This is a genomic window from Mesorhizobium sp. M8A.F.Ca.ET.207.01.1.1, assembly GCF_004794715.1.
In the GTDB taxonomy this organism is placed as follows: Bacteria; Pseudomonadota; Alphaproteobacteria; order Rhizobiales; family Rhizobiaceae; genus Mesorhizobium.
In genome coordinates this window covers 12,727-30,165 of record NZ_SRUS01000013.1, presented here as the reverse complement: position 1 = coordinate 30,165, position 17,439 = coordinate 12,727, and the positions used below count along the sequence as shown (strand labels likewise).

The 17,439-nt window shown below is 61.0% G+C and carries 18 protein-coding genes; 4 read left to right on the top strand and 14 right to left on the bottom strand.

Annotated features, from left to right (window positions below; all coding sequences use genetic code 11):
* Positions 1–3: 3 nt before the first annotated feature.
* The 3 genes from EN850_RS29070 to EN850_RS29060 are packed head-to-tail and all read right to left on the bottom strand — an operon-like array spanning position 4 to position 3,021.
* Positions 4–1,515 (bottom strand): RnfABCDGE type electron transport complex subunit D, encoded by a 1,512-nt coding sequence (locus EN850_RS29070; RefSeq protein WP_135931003.1) that lies wholly within the window; start codon positions 1,513–1,515, stop codon positions 4–6.
* Positions 1,512–2,234: an FAD:protein FMN transferase gene (locus tag EN850_RS29065; RefSeq protein WP_246689297.1), complete on the bottom strand. Its 723-nt coding sequence runs from the start codon at positions 2,232–2,234 to the stop codon at positions 1,512–1,514. The genes EN850_RS29070 and EN850_RS29065 overlap by 4 nt, the downstream gene beginning before the upstream one ends.
* A gap of 25 nt (positions 2,235–2,259) precedes the next feature.
* Entirely contained in the window at positions 2,260–3,021 is a 762-nt protein-coding gene (locus EN850_RS29060; protein WP_127275567.1) for an FMN-binding protein, read from the bottom strand.
* A 327-nt stretch (positions 3,022–3,348) separates the two neighbouring features.
* Here EN850_RS29060 and EN850_RS29050 point away from each other — a divergent pair, with 327 nt between their 5' ends.
* Both EN850_RS29050 and EN850_RS29045 read left to right on the top strand, forming a co-directional pair.
* Positions 3,349–4,044, top strand: coding sequence for a VIT family protein (locus EN850_RS29050; RefSeq protein WP_127873525.1), 696 nt, complete (start codon positions 3,349–3,351; stop codon positions 4,042–4,044).
* A gap of 169 nt (positions 4,045–4,213) precedes the next feature.
* Positions 4,214–4,429 (top strand): DUF1858 domain-containing protein, encoded by a 216-nt coding sequence (locus tag EN850_RS29045; RefSeq protein ID WP_135861739.1) that lies wholly within the window; start codon positions 4,214–4,216, stop codon positions 4,427–4,429.
* A 3-nt stretch (positions 4,430–4,432) separates the two neighbouring features.
* Here the strand turns inward: EN850_RS29045 and EN850_RS29040 are convergent, their stop codons facing one another.
* A complete protein-coding gene (locus tag EN850_RS29040) occupies positions 4,433–5,134 on the bottom strand; it encodes a Crp/Fnr family transcriptional regulator (RefSeq protein WP_135922201.1) in 702 nt (233 codons plus the stop codon).
* Positions 5,135–5,284: 150 nt separating this feature from the next.
* Between EN850_RS29040 and EN850_RS29035 the strand changes: the two genes are divergently transcribed.
* The gene (locus EN850_RS29035) at positions 5,285–5,722 is read left to right on the top strand and encodes a pseudoazurin (RefSeq protein ID WP_127275571.1); all 438 of its coding nucleotides are present in this window, start codon (positions 5,285–5,287) and stop codon (positions 5,720–5,722) included.
* A gap of 99 nt (positions 5,723–5,821) precedes the next feature.
* Positions 5,822–6,997, top strand: coding sequence for an NnrS family protein (locus EN850_RS29030; protein WP_136092753.1), 1,176 nt, complete (start codon positions 5,822–5,824; stop codon positions 6,995–6,997).
* Between the two features lie 57 nt (positions 6,998–7,054).
* Here the strand turns inward: EN850_RS29030 and EN850_RS29025 are convergent, their stop codons facing one another.
* From EN850_RS29025 to ccoN, 10 genes are all read right to left on the bottom strand, one after another.
* Positions 7,055–7,924 carry an SUMF1/EgtB/PvdO family nonheme iron enzyme gene (locus EN850_RS29025; protein WP_136092752.1) on the bottom strand — a complete coding sequence of 290 codons (870 nt, stop codon included), beginning with the start codon at positions 7,922–7,924 and terminating at the stop codon, positions 7,055–7,057.
* 53 nt (positions 7,925–7,977) lie between these two features.
* Entirely contained in the window at positions 7,978–9,084 is a 1,107-nt protein-coding gene (nirK, locus tag EN850_RS29020; RefSeq protein ID WP_127275574.1) for a copper-containing nitrite reductase, read from the bottom strand.
* Positions 9,085–9,289: 205 nt separating this feature from the next.
* The gene (gene ccoS, locus EN850_RS29015; protein WP_127275575.1) at positions 9,290–9,445 is read right to left on the bottom strand and encodes a cbb3-type cytochrome oxidase assembly protein CcoS; all 156 of its coding nucleotides are present in this window, start codon (positions 9,443–9,445) and stop codon (positions 9,290–9,292) included.
* Positions 9,442–11,730, bottom strand: coding sequence for a cation-translocating P-type ATPase (locus tag EN850_RS29010; RefSeq protein WP_136092751.1), 2,289 nt, complete (start codon positions 11,728–11,730; stop codon positions 9,442–9,444). The genes ccoS and EN850_RS29010 overlap by 4 nt, the downstream gene beginning before the upstream one ends.
* The gene (locus tag EN850_RS29005; RefSeq protein ID WP_135884091.1) at positions 11,727–12,224 is read right to left on the bottom strand and encodes a FixH family protein; all 498 of its coding nucleotides are present in this window, start codon (positions 12,222–12,224) and stop codon (positions 11,727–11,729) included. Before EN850_RS29005 ends, EN850_RS29010 begins: the two co-directional genes overlap by 4 nt.
* Positions 12,221–13,780, bottom strand: a complete 1,560-nt coding sequence (gene ccoG, locus EN850_RS29000) for a cytochrome c oxidase accessory protein CcoG (RefSeq protein WP_136092750.1) — start codon at positions 13,778–13,780, stop codon at positions 12,221–12,223. Before ccoG ends, EN850_RS29005 begins: the two co-directional genes overlap by 4 nt.
* 178 nt (positions 13,781–13,958) lie before the next feature.
* Positions 13,959–14,822 (bottom strand): cytochrome-c oxidase, cbb3-type subunit III, encoded by an 864-nt coding sequence (gene ccoP / locus EN850_RS28995; protein WP_136092749.1) that lies wholly within the window; start codon positions 14,820–14,822, stop codon positions 13,959–13,961.
* A gap of 2 nt (positions 14,823–14,824) precedes the next feature.
* A complete protein-coding gene (locus EN850_RS28990; RefSeq protein ID WP_127275983.1) occupies positions 14,825–14,974 on the bottom strand; it encodes a cbb3-type cytochrome c oxidase subunit 3 in 150 nt (49 codons plus the stop codon).
* A gap of 12 nt (positions 14,975–14,986) precedes the next feature.
* A complete protein-coding gene (gene ccoO, locus EN850_RS28985; RefSeq protein WP_135931010.1) occupies positions 14,987–15,718 on the bottom strand; it encodes a cytochrome-c oxidase, cbb3-type subunit II in 732 nt (243 codons plus the stop codon).
* A gap of 11 nt (positions 15,719–15,729) precedes the next feature.
* The gene (gene ccoN, locus EN850_RS28980; protein WP_135884094.1) at positions 15,730–17,340 is read right to left on the bottom strand and encodes a cytochrome-c oxidase, cbb3-type subunit I; all 1,611 of its coding nucleotides are present in this window, start codon (positions 17,338–17,340) and stop codon (positions 15,730–15,732) included.
* Between the last annotated feature and the right edge of the window lie 99 nt (positions 17,341–17,439).

Genomic DNA, 17,439 nt, shown 5'->3' with positions numbered 1-17,439 from the left:
GCTTCAGGCAAAACCCGGGAAATAGTCGACCTTTATCTTCGAGCGGCGAACGCCCATGGCCAGCAGTTTCTGGCGCAGCGCCTTGACCATCGCTTGCGGGCCGGAAATGTAGAAAGTGCGCTCGAGGTAGTCGGGTATGGCCAGACGGATCAGGCGCTCGTCGATATATCCGGGATATTGCCCGCGCTCGCCACCGTGCGCCACAGCGTGGATCGTCTTGATGCCAAGCTCCTGCCTGGCCGCGCCAAGCACGTCGCGATAAGCGATGTCCTGCTGTCTCTCTGTTGCGTAGAGGATGACGATCGGTCGCCACTCCTTGCGGTCGATGAGATATTGCAGCATCGAGCGGAACGGCGTGATGCCGATGCCTCCGGCCAGGAACGCGATCTTGGTTTCACGCCGGGCGGGCAGCGTGAAATTGCCGGCCAGTTGCGCGGCATGGATCGTGCTGCCTGGCTTCATGGTCATCAGCTCGCGCTTGAAGGCACTTGATTGCGGATAGAACTTGACGCCGAGGCGGACTGTTTCCTCCGTCGGCGCCGAGGCGACTGTGAAATAGCGGCGGTTGCCGCGATTGTCGGCACGATCGAGGCCAAGCGTCCATTCGAGGTACTGGCCGGCCTCGAATGCGAGCTTGCGTGGCGACCGGAAGACGAAGTCAAAACTGTCGACGGCCGATTGCTCAATGCGTTCCAAGGTCAGCACGAAGCGTGCCTTGGGGCCAGCCGCATAGGCAAACACGTTGCCGGCAAGCAGCGCCAGTTCCGGCGTGAAATAGAACGAGCCGATATGGATGTTGGGAGCAAACAGAAAGCCGACAATGGCGGCAAAGGCGATACGCGGCCAACGCATCGTCGGCGCGGTCAGCGGCTCGGTCAGCATCACGAAGGCAAAGAACAGCAACGGCGATGAACCCAGTGTCTCTGCAAGCGCGGTCCAGTATTGCGATGGGTCCGTGGTTGCCAGAATGGTCGCCAGCGCCACGACAACGAAGGTCGAGACAAGGTCAAGACGGCGCAGTTTCCGGACAATGAGCATGCCGCCGACGAGCACGATCGGAAGCAATGGCAGATTGCCGCCCACCCACCAGGTGGCTGGCTGGTCGAGCAGCAGCGCGGACAGCGCCACGCCCAGCGCAGCCGGGTTGAAAAGGTGCTTCCGGCCGATGGCGAGAATGAATTTGGATGAAATCGCCCAGACGGATGTGAATACCACTGCCGCAATCCCCTTGATGTCCGTGACCGCAACCGGATCGAGGATAAGCGTCAGGATGAGCGCGGTGATGTAGACGGACTCGTTGTTGGCCGGAACTGCGAAGACATGCGCAAAAACCTTGTTGGTGATCCAGCAGGCGGCCAGCGCAAGCGTTGTGGTGAAGGCAAGCGCAATCGGATCGTGTGGCACCAGCTTGACGAAGCCGAGCACGAACGCTGCGCCGACCAGCGTCATCAGATAGTAGAGGACCAACCTGTACATGGTCAGGTGATCGAGAAATCGGTCGATGGTCTTGATCATGGCAGGCAAAGGGCTCCGAACCCGGTTGTCGGCGTGGCGCGGCCATTGGCGTCGACGAGATAGCCTTCCAGGCCAGGCGTCTGCTCGATGAAGAGAATGCCGTCACGTCCCATGGCGAAGGCCGCGGTGGCGAAACGATCGGCTTCGAGCACATCGGCGCCGATCACGGTCAGGCTGACGATGTCCTGTATCTGACTGCCAATTCCATGCGGATTGTAGATGTGTTGACCGCGGACATAGGTGCCGGAGGTTGCGACGCCGCGACCGCGGGGATAGACGATCTTTATGATCTCGTCCGCATTGAAGGGATTGCGGATGCCGACGCTCCAGTCATGGCCCGATGCATTCTTGCCGCAGGACGGGATATCGCCTCCCGCCTCGATGAAGAAATCGCTGATGCCGGCTCGCTGAACAATCTCCGCTGCATTGCGAATGGCCCAGCCCTTCACGATGCCGGAAGGATCAAGCGACCCGTCGGGCTTGCGAATATCGAAATATCCGTCCGTCTCGTCTTTCGTCTGTCGGGCGAGAGCGAACACTTCCATCATCTCGCCGCTCCAGTCGACGACCGGAACGTCGCCTCGGTTGATGGCCGTGATTTCACTGTCGGCCCGGTAGGTGCTGAAGCGCCGGTCGATGTGCTCGAAATGGCCGAAGACGGCTTCGATCAGTTCAGCATTCGACGCGCCGCCGAGGTCGACGGCAATGGGCATGCCCATCAAAATTCGCGTGTCGCGCATGGACCTACGACGACGCTTTCTTCAGCGCGCCGCGCAGCGACTGGATGAAAGCCCTGCTGGTTAGCGTCGCGCCCGAAATAATATCGACATCGGCGCTCTGGGCGCTGATCGCTTCGTCGCGCAGCATGGGGAGCGCCTGCCTGTTGATGTTGACGGAGGTGCGGCGGTCGGAGGGATATTTCAGCACTTTCAGCGCCGTCAGTTGCCCGCCCTGTACGAGGGCCTGAATCTGGATGATGCCGTAATAGGCATCGGCCGTCGGGCCGGTGTAGACGCCGTCGGCATAGCTCTTTGCGGCGAGCTTCATGCCCACCCGGACGACCCGTGCTGGTGCATCCGGATATGCCGGCCTCGGCTGCGGGACTGGTATGTAGACGGCGGGCGTAACGGCGAAGGAAGGCGCTGACGAGGCAGGATCGGCGACAGACGGCGCCACTGGCGTTGGGGACGGTTGTGGCGCCACCGGAACCACTGTCGGCTTGACTGGATCATTGGGGCGTTCGGCAGGCGTTCCTATGCCAGCTGTCGTTTCCCCGGAAATCGGGAACCTTGTTCTAAACCGGAGATCGAGGGGCGCCGGCGAGGTGCGAAGCAGCTGCAAAGCCGCAGCGGATGCGGGTTCTTTTGGCTGCACGGAAGGCGCTTCGGCTGCGTCGGCCGGCAGCGCCTCGCCGAGCATATCGTTTGCCGAATCCTTGCCGGCCTGATCCCAGACATAAACGCCCGAGGCGGCGATCACCAAAAGTGACAGGGCAATCTCTTTCATCGGAATTGTGCTTCCACATTGAACCTTGCAAACGCGACCCGTCTGGTCCGCTTCGGAGGCAATATCCCACAACCAAGCTGACAACTGGCTGTCAGCCGAGGTCGAACTGCGAGGGGACAGTGAAAGCTCTAGGGGGACGGTAGATTGGCTTGCCTAGATCAAGATTGCCGCATGAGCGGCGATGTAGGAAGGTTCTCTCAAACCAGGTAAACTGCCTATGATTGTTGCCAACAAGCCAGCCGGATACACCGGAACCCAGATATTGCTGCATTGGACAATTGCGGCGCTGGGGATGCTGCGACCTGAACGGCGGGGCGCCGTGATATCATGAGCCGGCTGCACAATGAAAACCATCTTGTATCCCGCGTCGGCTGGTTGCGCGCTGCCGTGCTCGGCGCCAATGACGGCATCGTGTCGACGGCAAGCCTGATCGTTGGCGTGGCGGCAGCCGATGCCGCTGCCTCCAATGTTCTGGTGGCCGGCGTCGCCGGACTGGTCGCCGGTGCGATGTCGATGGCGGCAGGCGAGTATGTCTCGGTCAGTTCGCAGTCCGACACCGAACGAGCCGACCTTGCGCGTGAGAGAGAGGAATTGGCGACACAACCAGATTTCGAGCGGCAGGAACTTGCAGAGATCTATGTCAGACGAGGCGTCGAGCCGACCCTTGCCTCGCAGGTCGCCGACCAATTGATGGCGAAGGATGGGCTCGGCGCCCACGCTCGCGACGAACTCGGCATCTCCGAAGTCACCACGGCCAGACCAATCCAGGCCGCGCTGACCTCGGCGGCAGCATTTTCGGTTGGCGCGGCCATGCCTTTGGCGATGGTGCTTGTTTCGCCGGCCGCCTGGCTTGCCGCAACGGTGTCTGTTGCCTCACTCCTGTTCCTGGCGGTCCTGGGCGCCATCGGAGCCAAAGCCGGCGGAGCCAATGTGCTGAAAGCAACGGTTCGCGTCACCTTTTGGGGCGCGGCGGCAATGGCGCTGACCGCCGGTATCGGCGCGCTCGTCGGCACTGCCATATGACGGCGCGGCAGCCACATCCGCTCCGATGGCTGCGAGTCCTTTTTCGTCACGCAAGATAGTATTGCCTCAAGACGTTTCAGCGCTGGTTCCATGAAGTTGCGAAAGCGCAACGAAGCCGTCCCCTGAGCGAACTATGACGAGGGCTTCGCAAATCGCGGAGGACTGCGTCGTGAAGAAACCCAGGTCTATCACTCCCAATACGGTGGTTGACGAGATGATGAGGAAATGGCCGGCAAGCGTGACCGTGCTGCTTAGCTACAGGATGCTTTGTGTCGGCTGTCCGATCGGCACGTTCCACACCGTGGCCGAGGCGTGCCATGAGCACTGCGTGGATGAGGCGCGTTTCCTGGCCGATCTGGACGCGACTATCCGGGGCGAACGGTGATCGTCAGTGTTTGCCCGGGTTCTCGGCGAGAACCACAAGGCGATGGGCATCCTTGACCGTGACTTTCTGGCGGCCGCTGGCGATTATTCCGATGTCTTCCCACCTGCTGAGCACCCGGCTGACGGTGTGCAGCGTCGTGCCTGTCATCTCGGCGATGTCCTGTCTCGAAATCGGGAAGTCGATTTCGATACCGCTTTCGGTCTTTCGGCCGGTCTGGTTTGCCAGCCGCAACAAGGCATGCGCGATCCTTTGCTCGACCTGTTCGGTCGACATCTCCACCACCCGCGTCTGGGTCTCCTGCAGCCGGGTACCGACGGTTCTGTAGGTGGTTGCCCCAAATGCCGGGAATCGTCGCGCCATCTCCGCCCACAGAGCGTTGGGCCACGTCAGTACCACGCAGTCGACGGCCGCGAGGGCGCTGGCGGGATAGGTCGTTCGGCCGAGCGCCGCGGCGACACCAAAGATTTCGCCTTCACTGATGTATCTGGCAATGACCTGTTGTCCGTCCGGCGTAGTGCGAACGACGCGGATATGGCCAGAAATCAGCACAAAAAACGAATGAGCCTCTGTCTCCTGCTCGAAGATCGTGGATTCCTTGGCATAGCGTGACGACCGTGCGCTTCGCAGGATTTCGCTTTGTTCTTCCGCAGTCATCCCCTGGAAGAGCGGCAGCTGCGATATCAGAGATCGGTCCAGAGCAGCCAAACGTATCTCCTCAGGACCCCAAGACACCGCGCCAGGACGCGCCAACCATTCTTATCGCGAGTTTGCGCCAGCGCAAATTGTTCGCGGGGGCATCAGGCTAAATGAGAGGGAACGGCGCAACGCCGCGAACATGAGACAAAGGACAATTCGATGAAACGCACTATCTTCGCCGCCGCAATCTCCCTTCTCGCGCTCGCTGGCGGCGCAAGCGCCGAAGAGCACGTCGTGCAGATGCTCAACAAGGGCGAAAAGGGCGCAATGGTTTTCCAGCCGGCTTTCGTCAAGGCCGCACCCGGCGACACCGTCAAGTTCGTGCCGACCGACAAGAGCCACGACGCCGAGTCGATCAAGGGCATGATCCCGGATGGCGCCGAGCCTTTCAAGGGCAAGCCCAGTGAGGAAATCACCGTCACGCTGACCAAGGAGGGTGTCTATGGCGTCAAATGCGCGCCCCACTACGGCATGGGCATGGTCGCGATGATCGTCGTCGGCAAGCCGGTCAATCTCGATACCGCGAAAGCGGTCAAGCATCCTGGCAAGGCAAAGACGGTGTTCGCGGATCTGTTCACCCAGATTCCCGCCAACTGATCGGCATGAGATAGCCTGCCTGCCACAAACGGGCAGGCATGGGCCGGACGGACCGAGGGCGGCGGTTCATCCGGCCCTGTTCATTTCAGGATGTAGGTCATGGCAATTCCACGTCTGCGGGACTATTCCGGTCCGGCTTTTCTCTCCTATGGGTTCAGACCCTTCTTCTTTCTCGGGTCGCTTTATGCGGGGCTCTCCATTCTGCTCTGGCTGCCGATGTATGCGGGCGGCCTCGAAGCCCATAGTGTGTTTGTTCCGGTCGACTGGCATGTCCACGAGATGCTGTTCGGCTATCTGCCGGCGATCGTGACCGGGTTTCTGCTGACAGCCATCCCCAACTGGACCGGCCGGCTTCCCGTGCAAGGACTGCCGCTGCTGGCGCTGGTCGTCCTATGGCTTGCCGGCCGCGCCGCTGTCTTCTTCTCGGCAGACATTGGCTGGGAAGCAGCAGCTATGGTCGATGGCTCATTTCTGCTTGCGGTGGCTGCCGCGGCAGCCCGCGAAATCGTCGCGGGACGCAACTGGCGAAACCTCAAGGTGCTGCTGCCGCTCGTCGTGCTGGCGTCCGCGAACGGCGCGTTCCACATCGAGGCCCATGTTGAGGGCGTGTCGGACATCAGCCGAAGACTCGGCATGGCTGCGGCGATCCTGCTCATCTCGCTGATCGGCGGGCGAATTATTCCGAGCTTCACACGCAACTGGCTCGTGCGCGAAAATCCCGGCAGGCTGCCGGCGCCATTTGACCGATTCGACATCGCTTCGATAGCCATCTCGGCCATCGCATTGGCAACATGGACGTTCGCCCCCGACAGCGCCACCTCAGGAACGCTCATGGCCATTGCCGCAACCTGCCAGGCGTGGCGTTTGTCGTGCTGGGCTGGCGAGCGCACCTTGCCGGATCCGCTGGTGCTCATGCTCCATCTTGCATACGCCTTTGTGCCGATCGGTCTCGCCTTGGTTTCGGCGGCGATTTTCTTTCCTGTTATCGTGCCGGCCGCTGCAGGGCTCCACGCGCTTGGAACTGGTGCGGTCGGCGCCATGACGCTTGCTGTCATGACCCGCGCGACGCTCGGGCACACCGGCCGAGAGCTGAAGGCTGGAAAAGGCGCCTTGTTTATCTTCGTAGCCATCCTTCTCGCGGGATTATTGAGAATTCTGGCCGCCTTCGTCCCCTATGGCGCGGTAATCGACATGGCGGGCGTCGCATGGGTCGCGGCATTTGCCGGCTTCATCCTGGTCTGCGGGATGGCATTGATGACGCCCAAGGCGCGGTGAGGCGGCAGAACAGGCGACCCCCAAGACGAGAACGGAGCGGAGCTATTCCTGATTTTGTCAGCCGAAGCTGAGGTGGGCGAGGATACGGCCCACCCACCCCCGATGGTCCAAGACCAACCTGAACCCCAGATTGTCGGGAGGCAAACCAACGGCGCAACCTCCGCTTTTCCCGTCGCTGACGAAATTCGACATATAGGCTCTGTGCAGGCCTTCCAGGACGTGAACCCCGCAATTGTTGACCGAGCTCGCAACATCGCTGCCGTCTTCGGCGAGCGTGGTGCGGACATAGCAGGTTGAAGTCCACTCCCAGACGTTGCCGGAAAAGTCGGCAAGACCGCGCGAATTCAGTCCGAAAGAGCCGCGGCTCCTGGGCAACGGGTCCGGTTTGCGATTGAGTTCGACCTCCGCCTGATAGCTAGTCAGCCAACGCCTGGCGGGGTTGTTGGCATCGTTTTCGACACCCTCGAATTCGCCAGCGAACTGCTCGGCTGCCGCAAGGGCCCATTCTTCGTCGGATGGCAACCGCCACTGACTGCCGGTTGCTTCAGTATACCACCGGGCGTAGGCAACGGCGTCGAGGTAACTCACGCCGGTTGCGGGTGCGTCACGCGGGACTGAGCGGGTTTCCTCCGCCGGCCGACAGGCGCCGGCCGACACACAAGCTGCGTAATCGGCCGCGCTGACTTGGTACGCCATGATCTCCAGGGGGCCTTCCAGGTGCCGCTCAACCTTGGGATTGGCCTGAGGGCGTCCGTCCTTAAGATACTCGCCCGGCATCGGATAGACGATCGAATGGGGATCAATGCTGACCGTCCTGGCAACGGCGTCGGGCGGCCGATGACCGCCGGCTGCCTGCATCGAGAGCCCAACCGGCAAGGCTAAGGCTGCCACAGCGATCGGAACGAGCTTCATTATGAGAGGCGACATATGTTTTCTCCATGCCCGGAGAGTGTCTCTGTCCGGGCATATCGGAGTGCCATTCAATTGGTGGCGATGGGTTTGGGCGCTTCGACCTGCGTCATCAGGTCGTCATCCCACTCGCCCTCGACCTTGAAATGAGCGGTGGCTCCAAGTTCGACGGCCTCGATCAGATTGTGGTTGACGTAGGCGTAGACGCCCGGTTGCAGGAAGGTGTAGAGCGCCGAGCCGGCAGAACCGCCACGGATGAACCATGTCTCGAGATCTTTGGACGGCGGGTTGGCGAATTTGCCCTGTTCCCAGACGTAATCGCCGTGGCCGCCGATCAGGTGCGGCCGCGTATCGCGGTTGGCCTGTGAATGGACGATAAGCACCGTTTCGCCGACCTTCGACTTCATGGCGTTGTCGCCGGTCAGGGATCCGACCTTGCCGTTGAACACCACATGCGTCGGAACGAGACCGCGCATGACCTTGACGGTGTCGTCGTAGCCGTCGCCGGCGGATTCGTAGCTCTTGAAATTGCCCTTCTCGTCGCGCGGAATATAGAAATCACTCTCGCCGATGTAGAAGATCTTGTCGTACTTGACCGGTTCGCCCTTGTCGTTCCTGAGCCCGTCACGCGGCAGCACCATGATGGCGCCGTTCATGCCGGAAACGACATGCCATGGGATCATCGCGCCCCCAGGTGCGCAGTGATAGACAAACGTTCCCGTCCGCGTCGCCTTGAAGCGAAGGGTCACCTGTTCACCGGGATTGATCAAGGTCAAGCCGCCGCCACCCAGCGCGCCGGTAGCCGCGTGGAAATCGATATTGTGGGCTAGCGAGTTGGTATCGGGATTGATGAGCGTCAGCTCGATATAGTCGTCCTGATGCACGACCATCAGTGGGCCAGGGATCGAGCCGTTGTAGGTCATCGCATTGAGCTTCGTGCCTTCGGCATCGATGACGACAGGCTTTTCCTCGATCGTCATGGTAAATTCGACGATCTTCGGACCGCCCTTGGCGATCTGATCATGCGGATGCACGAACGGTGGTGCTACGAGCGTGATCTTCTCGCGGGGCAGCCCGCGAATCTCTGCCTTTGTAACCGTGGCCGACAATGCGGGCAGTGCTGCAACAGCAACAGCGCCAAGCGCGGCTCCAAAAAGGGCTTCGCGTCGCGTAATCATGTCAATCTCCTGTCTCTCGACCGTTGCGGATGAGCAGAAGGTACATGACCTGACGCTAGCCCTCTTTGCGCTGGCTCAAACTGTGTTGTTAATCGCAGGAACAACAGCTCGGATGCAGAGGTCTTGTGGGTCACGATTTGACATGTGAAAGTTCGGTGTCGCGGTTTTCAGTAACGGTGCGCTGCCACCAGCGTCTTTCTGAATATCAGTCGCCGCTTTTGTCTTCCAGATCAATCAGGATTCGCTCGGCGGCTCCGTCGAGATCTTCGTATTGGCCACTCTTCAATGCCCACAGGAATCCCCCCAAGCCAAGTGCACCAAGAAAGAGAGCGACGGGTATGAGGTAGGTGAGAGTGGTCATGACGATCGGACCAGGTTGTTGAAGTTGGACACCCTGTTGCGGCGAACATCCTTGGCCGTTGAGAACGGTTGCGACGATCGCAGGCGTAGAGCATTGCCAATGACAAGCAGCGATGAGGCGGACATGGCGATCGCCGCGATCAGGGGCGTAACGTGCCCGAGGATCGCTATCGGTACTGCGACCGCATTGTAGACGATCGCGATGACGATGTTCTGCCGGATCAGGCGTCCTGCCTGGCGCGAGACGTCCAACGCCAGCGGGACGGCCATAAGACTCTCGCGCAGGAAGACGAAGTCCGCAGCGTTGCGGCCAATATCAGCGGCGGTCGCCGGTGCAATCGATACATGCGCAGCGCTTAGTGCCGGCGTGTCGTTGAGACCGTCGCCAACCATCAGAACCCTGTGTCCGTCTTTCGCCAAGGTCTCGATGCGTTCGACCTTGCCGGATGGCAGCAGGCAGGGGACAAAGTCTTCGACACCAAGCACTTTCGCAACATCGGCGCAGGCTGCCGCTGTATCCCCTGACAGCATTTCGACAGATACCCCGGCGTCGTGTAACCGATCGATGGCTGGTGTGGCATCGGCGCGAAGCACATCGTCGAAAATGAAGGATGCGACAATCATCCCATTCTTTGTCAGGACCGTTCCACCGTATCCGTGTTTGCCTTCGCCGCCAGTTCGAGCCTTCCAGCCGGCCCATCCGCGTCGGCCCAGGCGCCATGTGCTCCCGGCTGCAGTGGCCTCGATTCCGAACCCAGGATGCTCGGTGACGGCCTCGAATTTGAACCGGCCGCCCAGAGTGGCAAAGCCGGCTATGGCCTTTGAGAACGGATGGCGCGAATGCGTGGCCAGGTCGGCTGCCAGGGCCAGCATATCTGGGCTGACCGATGGCGCGTTGACGAGTCGGGGCTGGCCGAGCGTCAGCGTGCCGGTCTTGTCGAACACAGCCATGTCGATTGTTGCCAGGCGCTCCATGGCCGAGCCGTCCCTGACCATGATGCCGTTCTCGAACAGGCGCCGCGCGGCGACCACCTGAACGATCGGCACTGCCAGGCCAAGCGCGCAGGGGCACGTGATGATGAGAACAGCGATAGCGATCGTCATGGCCCGGTGCCAGTCGCCGGTCGCCGCCACCCAGCCAAGGAATGTCAAGAAGGCGGTGAGATGCACCACGGGGGCGTAGAGCGCCGAGACGCGGTCGGCGATGCGGCGATAGTGCGCGCGGCCGCCCTCCGCGGCCTCCATCAGCCGCACCATCTCCGCCAGGAACGAATCCCTTGCGGCGGCAGTGGCTTCGATGGTCAGCGGGCCGGTGATATTGAGCACGCCGGCCTGCACGGCTTCACCGGGCCCTACGTTTTTTGGCGTGCTTTCGCCTGAAGCCAGCGAGCAGTCGAGATCCGACGCTCCCTGGATGATCTTGCCGTCGACGGGGATTCTTTCGCCAGCTGCGATCAACAACCGCATGCCCGGTTCGATCTCGCCGACTGGTAGATAGTCGCGCGCACCATCGCCGCGAACCACCATGGCGCCACGCGAGGCCAGCTGCGACAGGCCTTTCACCGCGGTGCGGGCACGTTCCCGCATTACGTGATCCAGCGTGCGGCCGATCAACAGGAAAAACAGCAGCGATACCGAAGCATCGAAATAGGCGTGCTCGCCATGGTTGATCGTCTCATAGAGGCTCATCGCGTAGGCAAGTGAAACACCGACCGCGATCGGAACGTCCATGTTCATGCGGCCATGGCGCAGCGCATTCCAGGCCGATCGGAAAAAGATACCGCCGGCGAAGGCGAGCGCCGGAATGGCGATCAGCGCGGAGACCCAGTGAAACAGGTCGCGGGTGGCCCCTTCGGCGCCTGACCAGACCGAGACCGACAACAGCATGATGTTTCCGGCCGCGAAGCCGGCAACGGCGACGGCGCGGATCAGTTCGGCAAGCGTTCCGTCTCTCCTATCAGCGTCGGCTTCGAACAGGTGCGCCTCGTAGCCTAGCCTGCCAAGCGCGGCGACGAAGGGTGGCACCTCGTCCCCACGCCACCGGATCGCGACGCGTTTCGTCGAAAGGTTGACACGCGAGCCTTCGACATTGCCGAGCTTTCCCAGCGCCGTCTCGATCGTCTGGATGCAGGCGGCGCAATGAACCGTCGGCACTGAAAGATCGGTCTGCCGAAGATTGTCGCCAAGCGAGCGGCTGGCGAGCCGGATCTCCTGGCTGGATGGCAGCGTCGATGCGGAGCTGCCCAGGTCCAGCGCCATTTCGGCGCCCGGTGCACAACAACTCATTGCAGCCCTCCATGGGAAATCATGATTCGACGGACGTCGCGGTACGGCCTGTCCAGGCCGGCATCGGCGTCGACCTCGACGATCCAGACGCCGTCCTTTGGCATATGCTGCGCCGCGAATTCCTGGCCTGAAGCAAGGGCCAGCGTGACCGACTTGTCCTCCTTCTCGTATGCGGGATGACGAAACAGCATCTTCACGCCGTGCAGAGGAACCGGCTTGCCGGCTGCGTCGGCGATGCTGTAGCGGACTTCGCCCCATGCGATGGTTAGCTTGCCTGTCCAGCCGAGTGCCGCTTGCGCCCGGCCCTCCTGCGCCTGCTTGTTGAATTGCTGGCTCGCAACATAGGTATTTTCGACGACGAGGCCGGTCCAACTGGTGTTGGCAAGCGTTGCCATGGTCAGGTTGACCGCGATCACCACCCCGAAAAAGGCGAGGACAATGACCAGCATGTGCCGGCCCGTGAATTCCCGAGGCTTCTGGGCATTGGCGGTCATCTGGCGGCCTCTGGAGCGTTGAAAGTGGCGGTGTATTCGTTGGACTCGAAGCTGGCCTTGTCCTCGACGCGGAATTTGAAGGTCTGCGCCGGGGCGCGGATCTGGTCCGCCGGCTGGCGGACGAAGACCTTCAGCATTTTCAGGCGGTCGGGTTCGACCGGAATGGCAAAGGAGCGGCCTGCCGGGATGTCTTCGCCGACCACGCTCATGTCAGCTCCATACAAGCCTTGAATCGTGACGACAATCGTCCTCGGCTCGGGGATCATGTTGAGCAGTTTGACGGTATAGCCATTGCGGATAGACCCGTCGGAAAGCGTGACGAACTGAGGATTGCGATCATGCAGCACGTTTAGTTCGAGCCGATCGCGCGTCAGCAGGGAATAGAGCAGGCCAAGGCCGATCAGCGACCACAAGCCCATGTAGACATAGGTGCGCGGCCGAAAGATCTTGCGAATGTGAAAATGCGCTACCTTGTCGGAGAAAGCGCCGCCAGCGGTCCTGACGAGCGATGGATTGACTGGGCTGGAGCCGCCTGCTGTCGCCAGCATCATATTGGCGTTGTAGTCGGACAGCGTCGCATAAGCGATCAGCCCATGCTCCCTGCCGAGCTTGTCCATGACACCGTCGCAGGCGTCGACGCAAAGCGCGCAGGTGATGCATTCGAGCTGCTGGCCATCGCGAATGTCGATCCCCATCGGGCAGACCGCGACACAGGCGTTGCAGTCGACACAGTCACCTGCGGGCTGGCCAACCGCCAGCACTTTCTTGGCGTGACGCGAACGCGGTTCGCCGCGCCAGTCGTTGTAGGTGACGGTGAGAGAATTTTCGTCAAGCATGGCCGCCTGAATGCGCGGCCATGGGCACATATAGGTGCAGACCTGTTCACGCATCAGGCCGCCGAACGTGTAGGTGGTTGCCGTCAGCACGGCGATGGTGATGTAGGCCACGGGTGCGGCGCTGCCGGTCCAGAGCTGGCCGAGCAGTGTCGGTGCGTCAGCAAAGTAAAAAATCCAGGCGCCTCCAGTCGCCGCGCCGATGACCAGCCAGATCGCATGCTTTGATACGCGCAGCACCAGTTTGCGGGCGGTCCAGGGACCCGTATCGAGCTTCATGCGGGCATTGCGGTCGCCTTCTATCGCGCGTTCGACGACGAGGAACAGATCGACCCACACCGTCTGAGGGCACGCATAGCCACACCAGGCACGGCCGACAGTCGAGGTGATCAGGAAAAGACCGACGCCGGCCATGACCAGGAGGCCCGCCACATAGAAGAATTCCTGCGGCCATATCTCGATGAAGAACAAGTAGAAGCGCCGATTGGCGACATCGAGCAGCACCGCCTGGTCGGGTGCAAACGGACCACGGTCCCAACGCAGCCACGGCGTCAGATAGTAGATGCCAAGCGTGATCGCCATCACCAGCCATTTGAAGCGGCGAAAGCTGCCTGAGGCGCGCTTTGGAAAGATCTTCTTGCGCGGCGCATAAAGAGGCTGACGGATCTTGGCGGAATTGACCGCCTCGGCTTCCAACCGCTCTACCTGCGTATTGTCCAGCAACGACTTTTCTCCGCTCTACACGCAGACGGCGATTTGAATGCGCCGGGCAACAATGCCGCCCGGTGGACCTGCCCGCGTTGATGCAAGTCAATCTTGGCGTTGCGGAAAAGAGTCGAGGCCCGGCTGGGCCGGGCCTCGTCGCCTGGAAGGTGAAGGGTCGAGAACAGGTCCCCGCTTCCTATTCCCCACCGCCAAGCGAATGGATGTAGACGGCCAGTTCCTTGACCTTGGTTTCGCCAAGACGCGCTCCCCAGGCTGGCATGACGCCCTGCTTGGGTGCGCGAACCTGGTCGGCGATTGCCGTCTCGCCTGAGCCATAGAGCCAGATCGCGTCGGTTAGGTCGGGGGCGCCGAGCTCCTTGTTGCCTTTCGCGTTGTCACCATGACAGGCAACGCAGTTTTCTGCGAAGACCTTGGCCCCGGGCTGGATCAGACTAGCATCGTGGACCTTGCCGGACAGGCTGGCAACGTAGGCGCTGACTTGGGAGATCTGGTCGGCGGTTATGATGTCGCCAAAGGCAGGCATTTCCGACAAGCGCGTGTCCGGATCGGACGCGAAGCGGATACCATGCGTGATCGTCTGCTGGATCTGCTCAGCCTTGCCACCCCAAAGCCAGTCGTCGTCGTTGAGATTGGGAAAGCCCTTGGAGCCCTGGGCACCGGAGCCGTGACATTGCACGCAATTGACCTTGAATGCGGCGCCACCTGCAGCGACTGCGAATTCGCGCAAGGCATCGTCCGCGGCTATCTCCGAGACGCTCTTGGATTGCACCGCCGCGACATATTTGCCTTTGGCGGCTTCAGCCGTGGTCAGCTCGTTCTTGACCTCGCCGCGGCTGGAATATCCGAGCACACCCTTCGTCGCCGAGTGCAGCAGTGGCCATGCCGGATAGGCGATCGTGTAGCCGATCGCCCAGACGATGGTGAGGTAGAAAGTCATGACCCACCAGCGCGGAAGCGGATTGTTCAGCTCCCTGATGCCGTCCCATTCGTGGCCCGTGGTTGAGACGCCAGAGATTTCGTCGATGTGCTCGTCGCTCATGATTACTCGTCCTCAAGGGGAATCCGGGCAGCCTCGTCGGCCAGCTTGCGACTGCCAGGGCGGAGGGAGAAGACAATTGCCCCGACAAAGAAAAGCGCCATGGCGACCAGGCCCCAACTGTCAGCAAACTCCCGCATCAAATTGTATTGCATGGATAACTCTCCTCAACGGTAGCCGGCGGCTTCGTCGTAATTCTTGAAATCGACCAATGTGCCGAGCATCTGCAGATACGCAACGAGGGCATCCATTTCGGTCACCTTTTGCGGATTGCCGTCGAAGTCGCCGACCTTGGCTTTGGGATATCTTTTCTGAAGGCCGGAGGTGTCGGCATTCGGGTCGGCCTGCGCCATCAGATCGGCGTTGGCGTTGGCGATCATGTCATCGCTATAGGGGACACCGACACGCCTGTTGGCGATCAGGTGCGTAGAGAAATCCTTCACCTCGATCTGCGCGTCCTTCAGGAAGGCATAGCTCGGCATGACCGATTCCGGCACCACCGAGCGTGGATCGGCAAGGTGCGCGACGTGCCAGGCATTCGAATAACGGTCACCAACCCGGGCGAGATCTGGCCCGGTGCGTTTGGATCCCCACTGGAAGGGGTGGTCGTACATCGACTCCGCAGCCAGGCTGTAGTGGCCGTAACGCTCGACCTCGTCGCGAAACGGCCTGATCATCTGGCTGTGGCAGAGGTAGCAACCTTCGCGCACGTAGATGTTGCGCCCGACAAGTTCGAGCGGCGAATAGGGGCGCATGCCTTCCACCTTCTCGATCGTGTTGTCGAGGTAGAAGAGCGGCGCGATCTCGACGATGCCGCCGACGGTCACCACAAGAAGCGAGCCAACGAGAAGAAGCGTGGCGTTCTTCTCGATGAGTGCGTGTCTGTCCATCAGGCTCATTCTCTGGCTCCTTATTCGGCAGGCTGCAGGGAGGGTGCGGAGCCCGGCATCGGCTCTTCCGCGCGCTTGTATCCAAGGATGGTCATGGTGATGTTCCAGGCCATGATCAGGGCGCCGGAGAGGTACATGGCCCCGCCGATGGCACGCATGACATAGTATGGGTGCATGGCGGCGACGGTTTCAGCAAAGGAGTAGACCAGGAAACCCTGCTCGTCGTATTCACGCCACATCAGGCCCTGCATGATGCCGGATACCCACATCACCGCCGCGTAGACAACGATGCCGAGCGTCGCCAGCCAGAAGTGCCAGGTGACCAGCCGCAGCGAATAAAGACGTTCACGGTTCCAGAGCTTCGGCACCATGTAGTAGATCGCGCCGAACGAGATCATGCCGACCCAGCCGAGCGCACCGGAATGGACGTGGCCGATGGTCCAGTCGGTATAGTGCGACAGTGAGTTGACCGTCTTGATCGACATCATCGGTCCCTCGAAGGTGGACATGCCGTAGAAGGCGATGGCCATCACCATCATGCGGATGATTGGATCGGTGCGGATCTTGTCCCACGCGCCCGAGAGCGTCATCAGGCCGTTGATCATGCCGCCCCATGACGGCATCCAAAGCATGATCGAAAACACCATGCCCAATGTCTGCGCCCAGTCGGGCAGGGCCGTGTAGTGGAGGTGGTGCGGACCGGCCCAGATGTAGAGGAAGATCAGCGCCCAGAAGTGAATGATCGACAGCCGGTAGGAATAAATCGGCCGGTTCGCCTGCTTGGGAACGAAATAATACATCATGCCGAGGAAGCCGGCCGTGAGGAAGAAGCCGACGGCATTGTGGCCGTACCACCATTGCGTCAGGGCGTCCTGGACACCCGAGAACGCCGAGTAGCTCTTCGATCCAAGGAAAGAAGCCGGCATCGACAGATTGTTGACGACGTGCAGCATCGCGATGGTGACGATGAAGGACAGATAGAACCAGTTGGCGACATAGATATGCGGTTCCTTGCGCTTCAGGATCGTGCCAAGGAACAGGATGAGGTAGGCAACCCAGACGATTGTCAGCCAGATGTCGACATACCATTCGGGTTCGGCGTATTCGCGGCTTTCGGTGATACCGAGCAGGTAGCCGGTCGCGGCCATCACGATGAAGAGCTGGTAACCCCAGAACACGAACCAGGCGAGATCGCCACCGAAGAGCCGGGCGCGACAGGTGCGTTGCACGACGTATAATGATGTGCACAGCAGCGCATTGCCGCCGAAGGCGAAGACGACGCCCGACGTATGCAGCGGCCGCAGGCGGCCGAAATTGAACCAGGGCTGGATATTGAGATCAGGGTAGGCAAGCTGCAGCGCGATGACGACGCCGACCAGCATGCCGACCACCCCCCAGAACATTGTAGCGATGGCGCCGTAGCGGATGGGTCCGTCCATGTAAGCGGAGGGGTCGACCGGCGCGGCCACGTCGAATTTCGTGTTGCGGAGGAGGATGGCGACAAAACCGAGCAGCACGAAAAAAAGCACCCACATATGCTGTCGGAAAGGCTCATCTGCACCGAAGCCGGCGGCCACCAGAGCCGCAAATGTGAACAGGCCCAAAGCGAAGATTGGTGTGCCGAACTTCATGAGATGCCCCCGACCTTGGATACCGATGCGCGGACGCCAATCCGCGTGGACACCAATTCAGCAGTTGCGTTGTCGCCGCCTTGATCCATGTCAAAGCTC

Bases quoted from the DNA above. Each gene is read 5' to 3' on its own strand.
- EN850_RS29070 (WP_135931003.1), bottom strand. From the start codon at position 1,515: ATGATCAAGACCATCGACCGATTTCTCGATCACCTGACCATGTACAGG.
- EN850_RS29065 (WP_246689297.1), bottom strand. From the start codon at position 2,234: ATGGGCATGCCCATTGCCGTCGACCTCGGCGGCGCGTCGAATGCTGAA.
- EN850_RS29060 (WP_127275567.1), bottom strand. From the start codon at position 3,021: ATGAAAGAGATTGCCCTGTCACTTTTGGTGATCGCCGCCTCGGGCGTT.
- EN850_RS29050 (WP_127873525.1), top strand. From the start codon at position 3,349: ATGAGCCGGCTGCACAATGAAAACCATCTTGTATCCCGCGTCGGCTGG.
- EN850_RS29035 (WP_127275571.1), top strand. From the start codon at position 5,285: ATGAAACGCACTATCTTCGCCGCCGCAATCTCCCTTCTCGCGCTCGCT.
- EN850_RS29030 (WP_136092753.1), top strand. From the start codon at position 5,822: ATGGCAATTCCACGTCTGCGGGACTATTCCGGTCCGGCTTTTCTCTCC.
- EN850_RS29025 (WP_136092752.1), bottom strand. From the start codon at position 7,924: ATGTCGCCTCTCATAATGAAGCTCGTTCCGATCGCTGTGGCAGCCTTA.
- nirK (WP_127275574.1), bottom strand. From the start codon at position 9,084: ATGATTACGCGACGCGAAGCCCTTTTTGGAGCCGCGCTTGGCGCTGTT.
- ccoS (WP_127275575.1), bottom strand. From the start codon at position 9,445: ATGACCACTCTCACCTACCTCATACCCGTCGCTCTCTTTCTTGGTGCA.
- EN850_RS29010 (WP_136092751.1), bottom strand. From the start codon at position 11,730: ATGAGTTGTTGTGCACCGGGCGCCGAAATGGCGCTGGACCTGGGCAGC.
- EN850_RS29005 (WP_135884091.1), bottom strand. From the start codon at position 12,224: ATGACCGCCAATGCCCAGAAGCCTCGGGAATTCACGGGCCGGCACATG.
- ccoP (WP_136092749.1), bottom strand. From the start codon at position 14,822: ATGAGCGACGAGCACATCGACGAAATCTCTGGCGTCTCAACCACGGGC.
- EN850_RS28990 (WP_127275983.1), bottom strand. From the start codon at position 14,974: ATGCAATACAATTTGATGCGGGAGTTTGCTGACAGTTGGGGCCTGGTC.
- ccoO (WP_135931010.1), bottom strand. From the start codon at position 15,718: ATGAGCCTGATGGACAGACACGCACTCATCGAGAAGAACGCCACGCTT.
- ccoN (WP_135884094.1), bottom strand. From the start codon at position 17,340: ATGAAGTTCGGCACACCAATCTTCGCTTTGGGCCTGTTCACATTTGCG.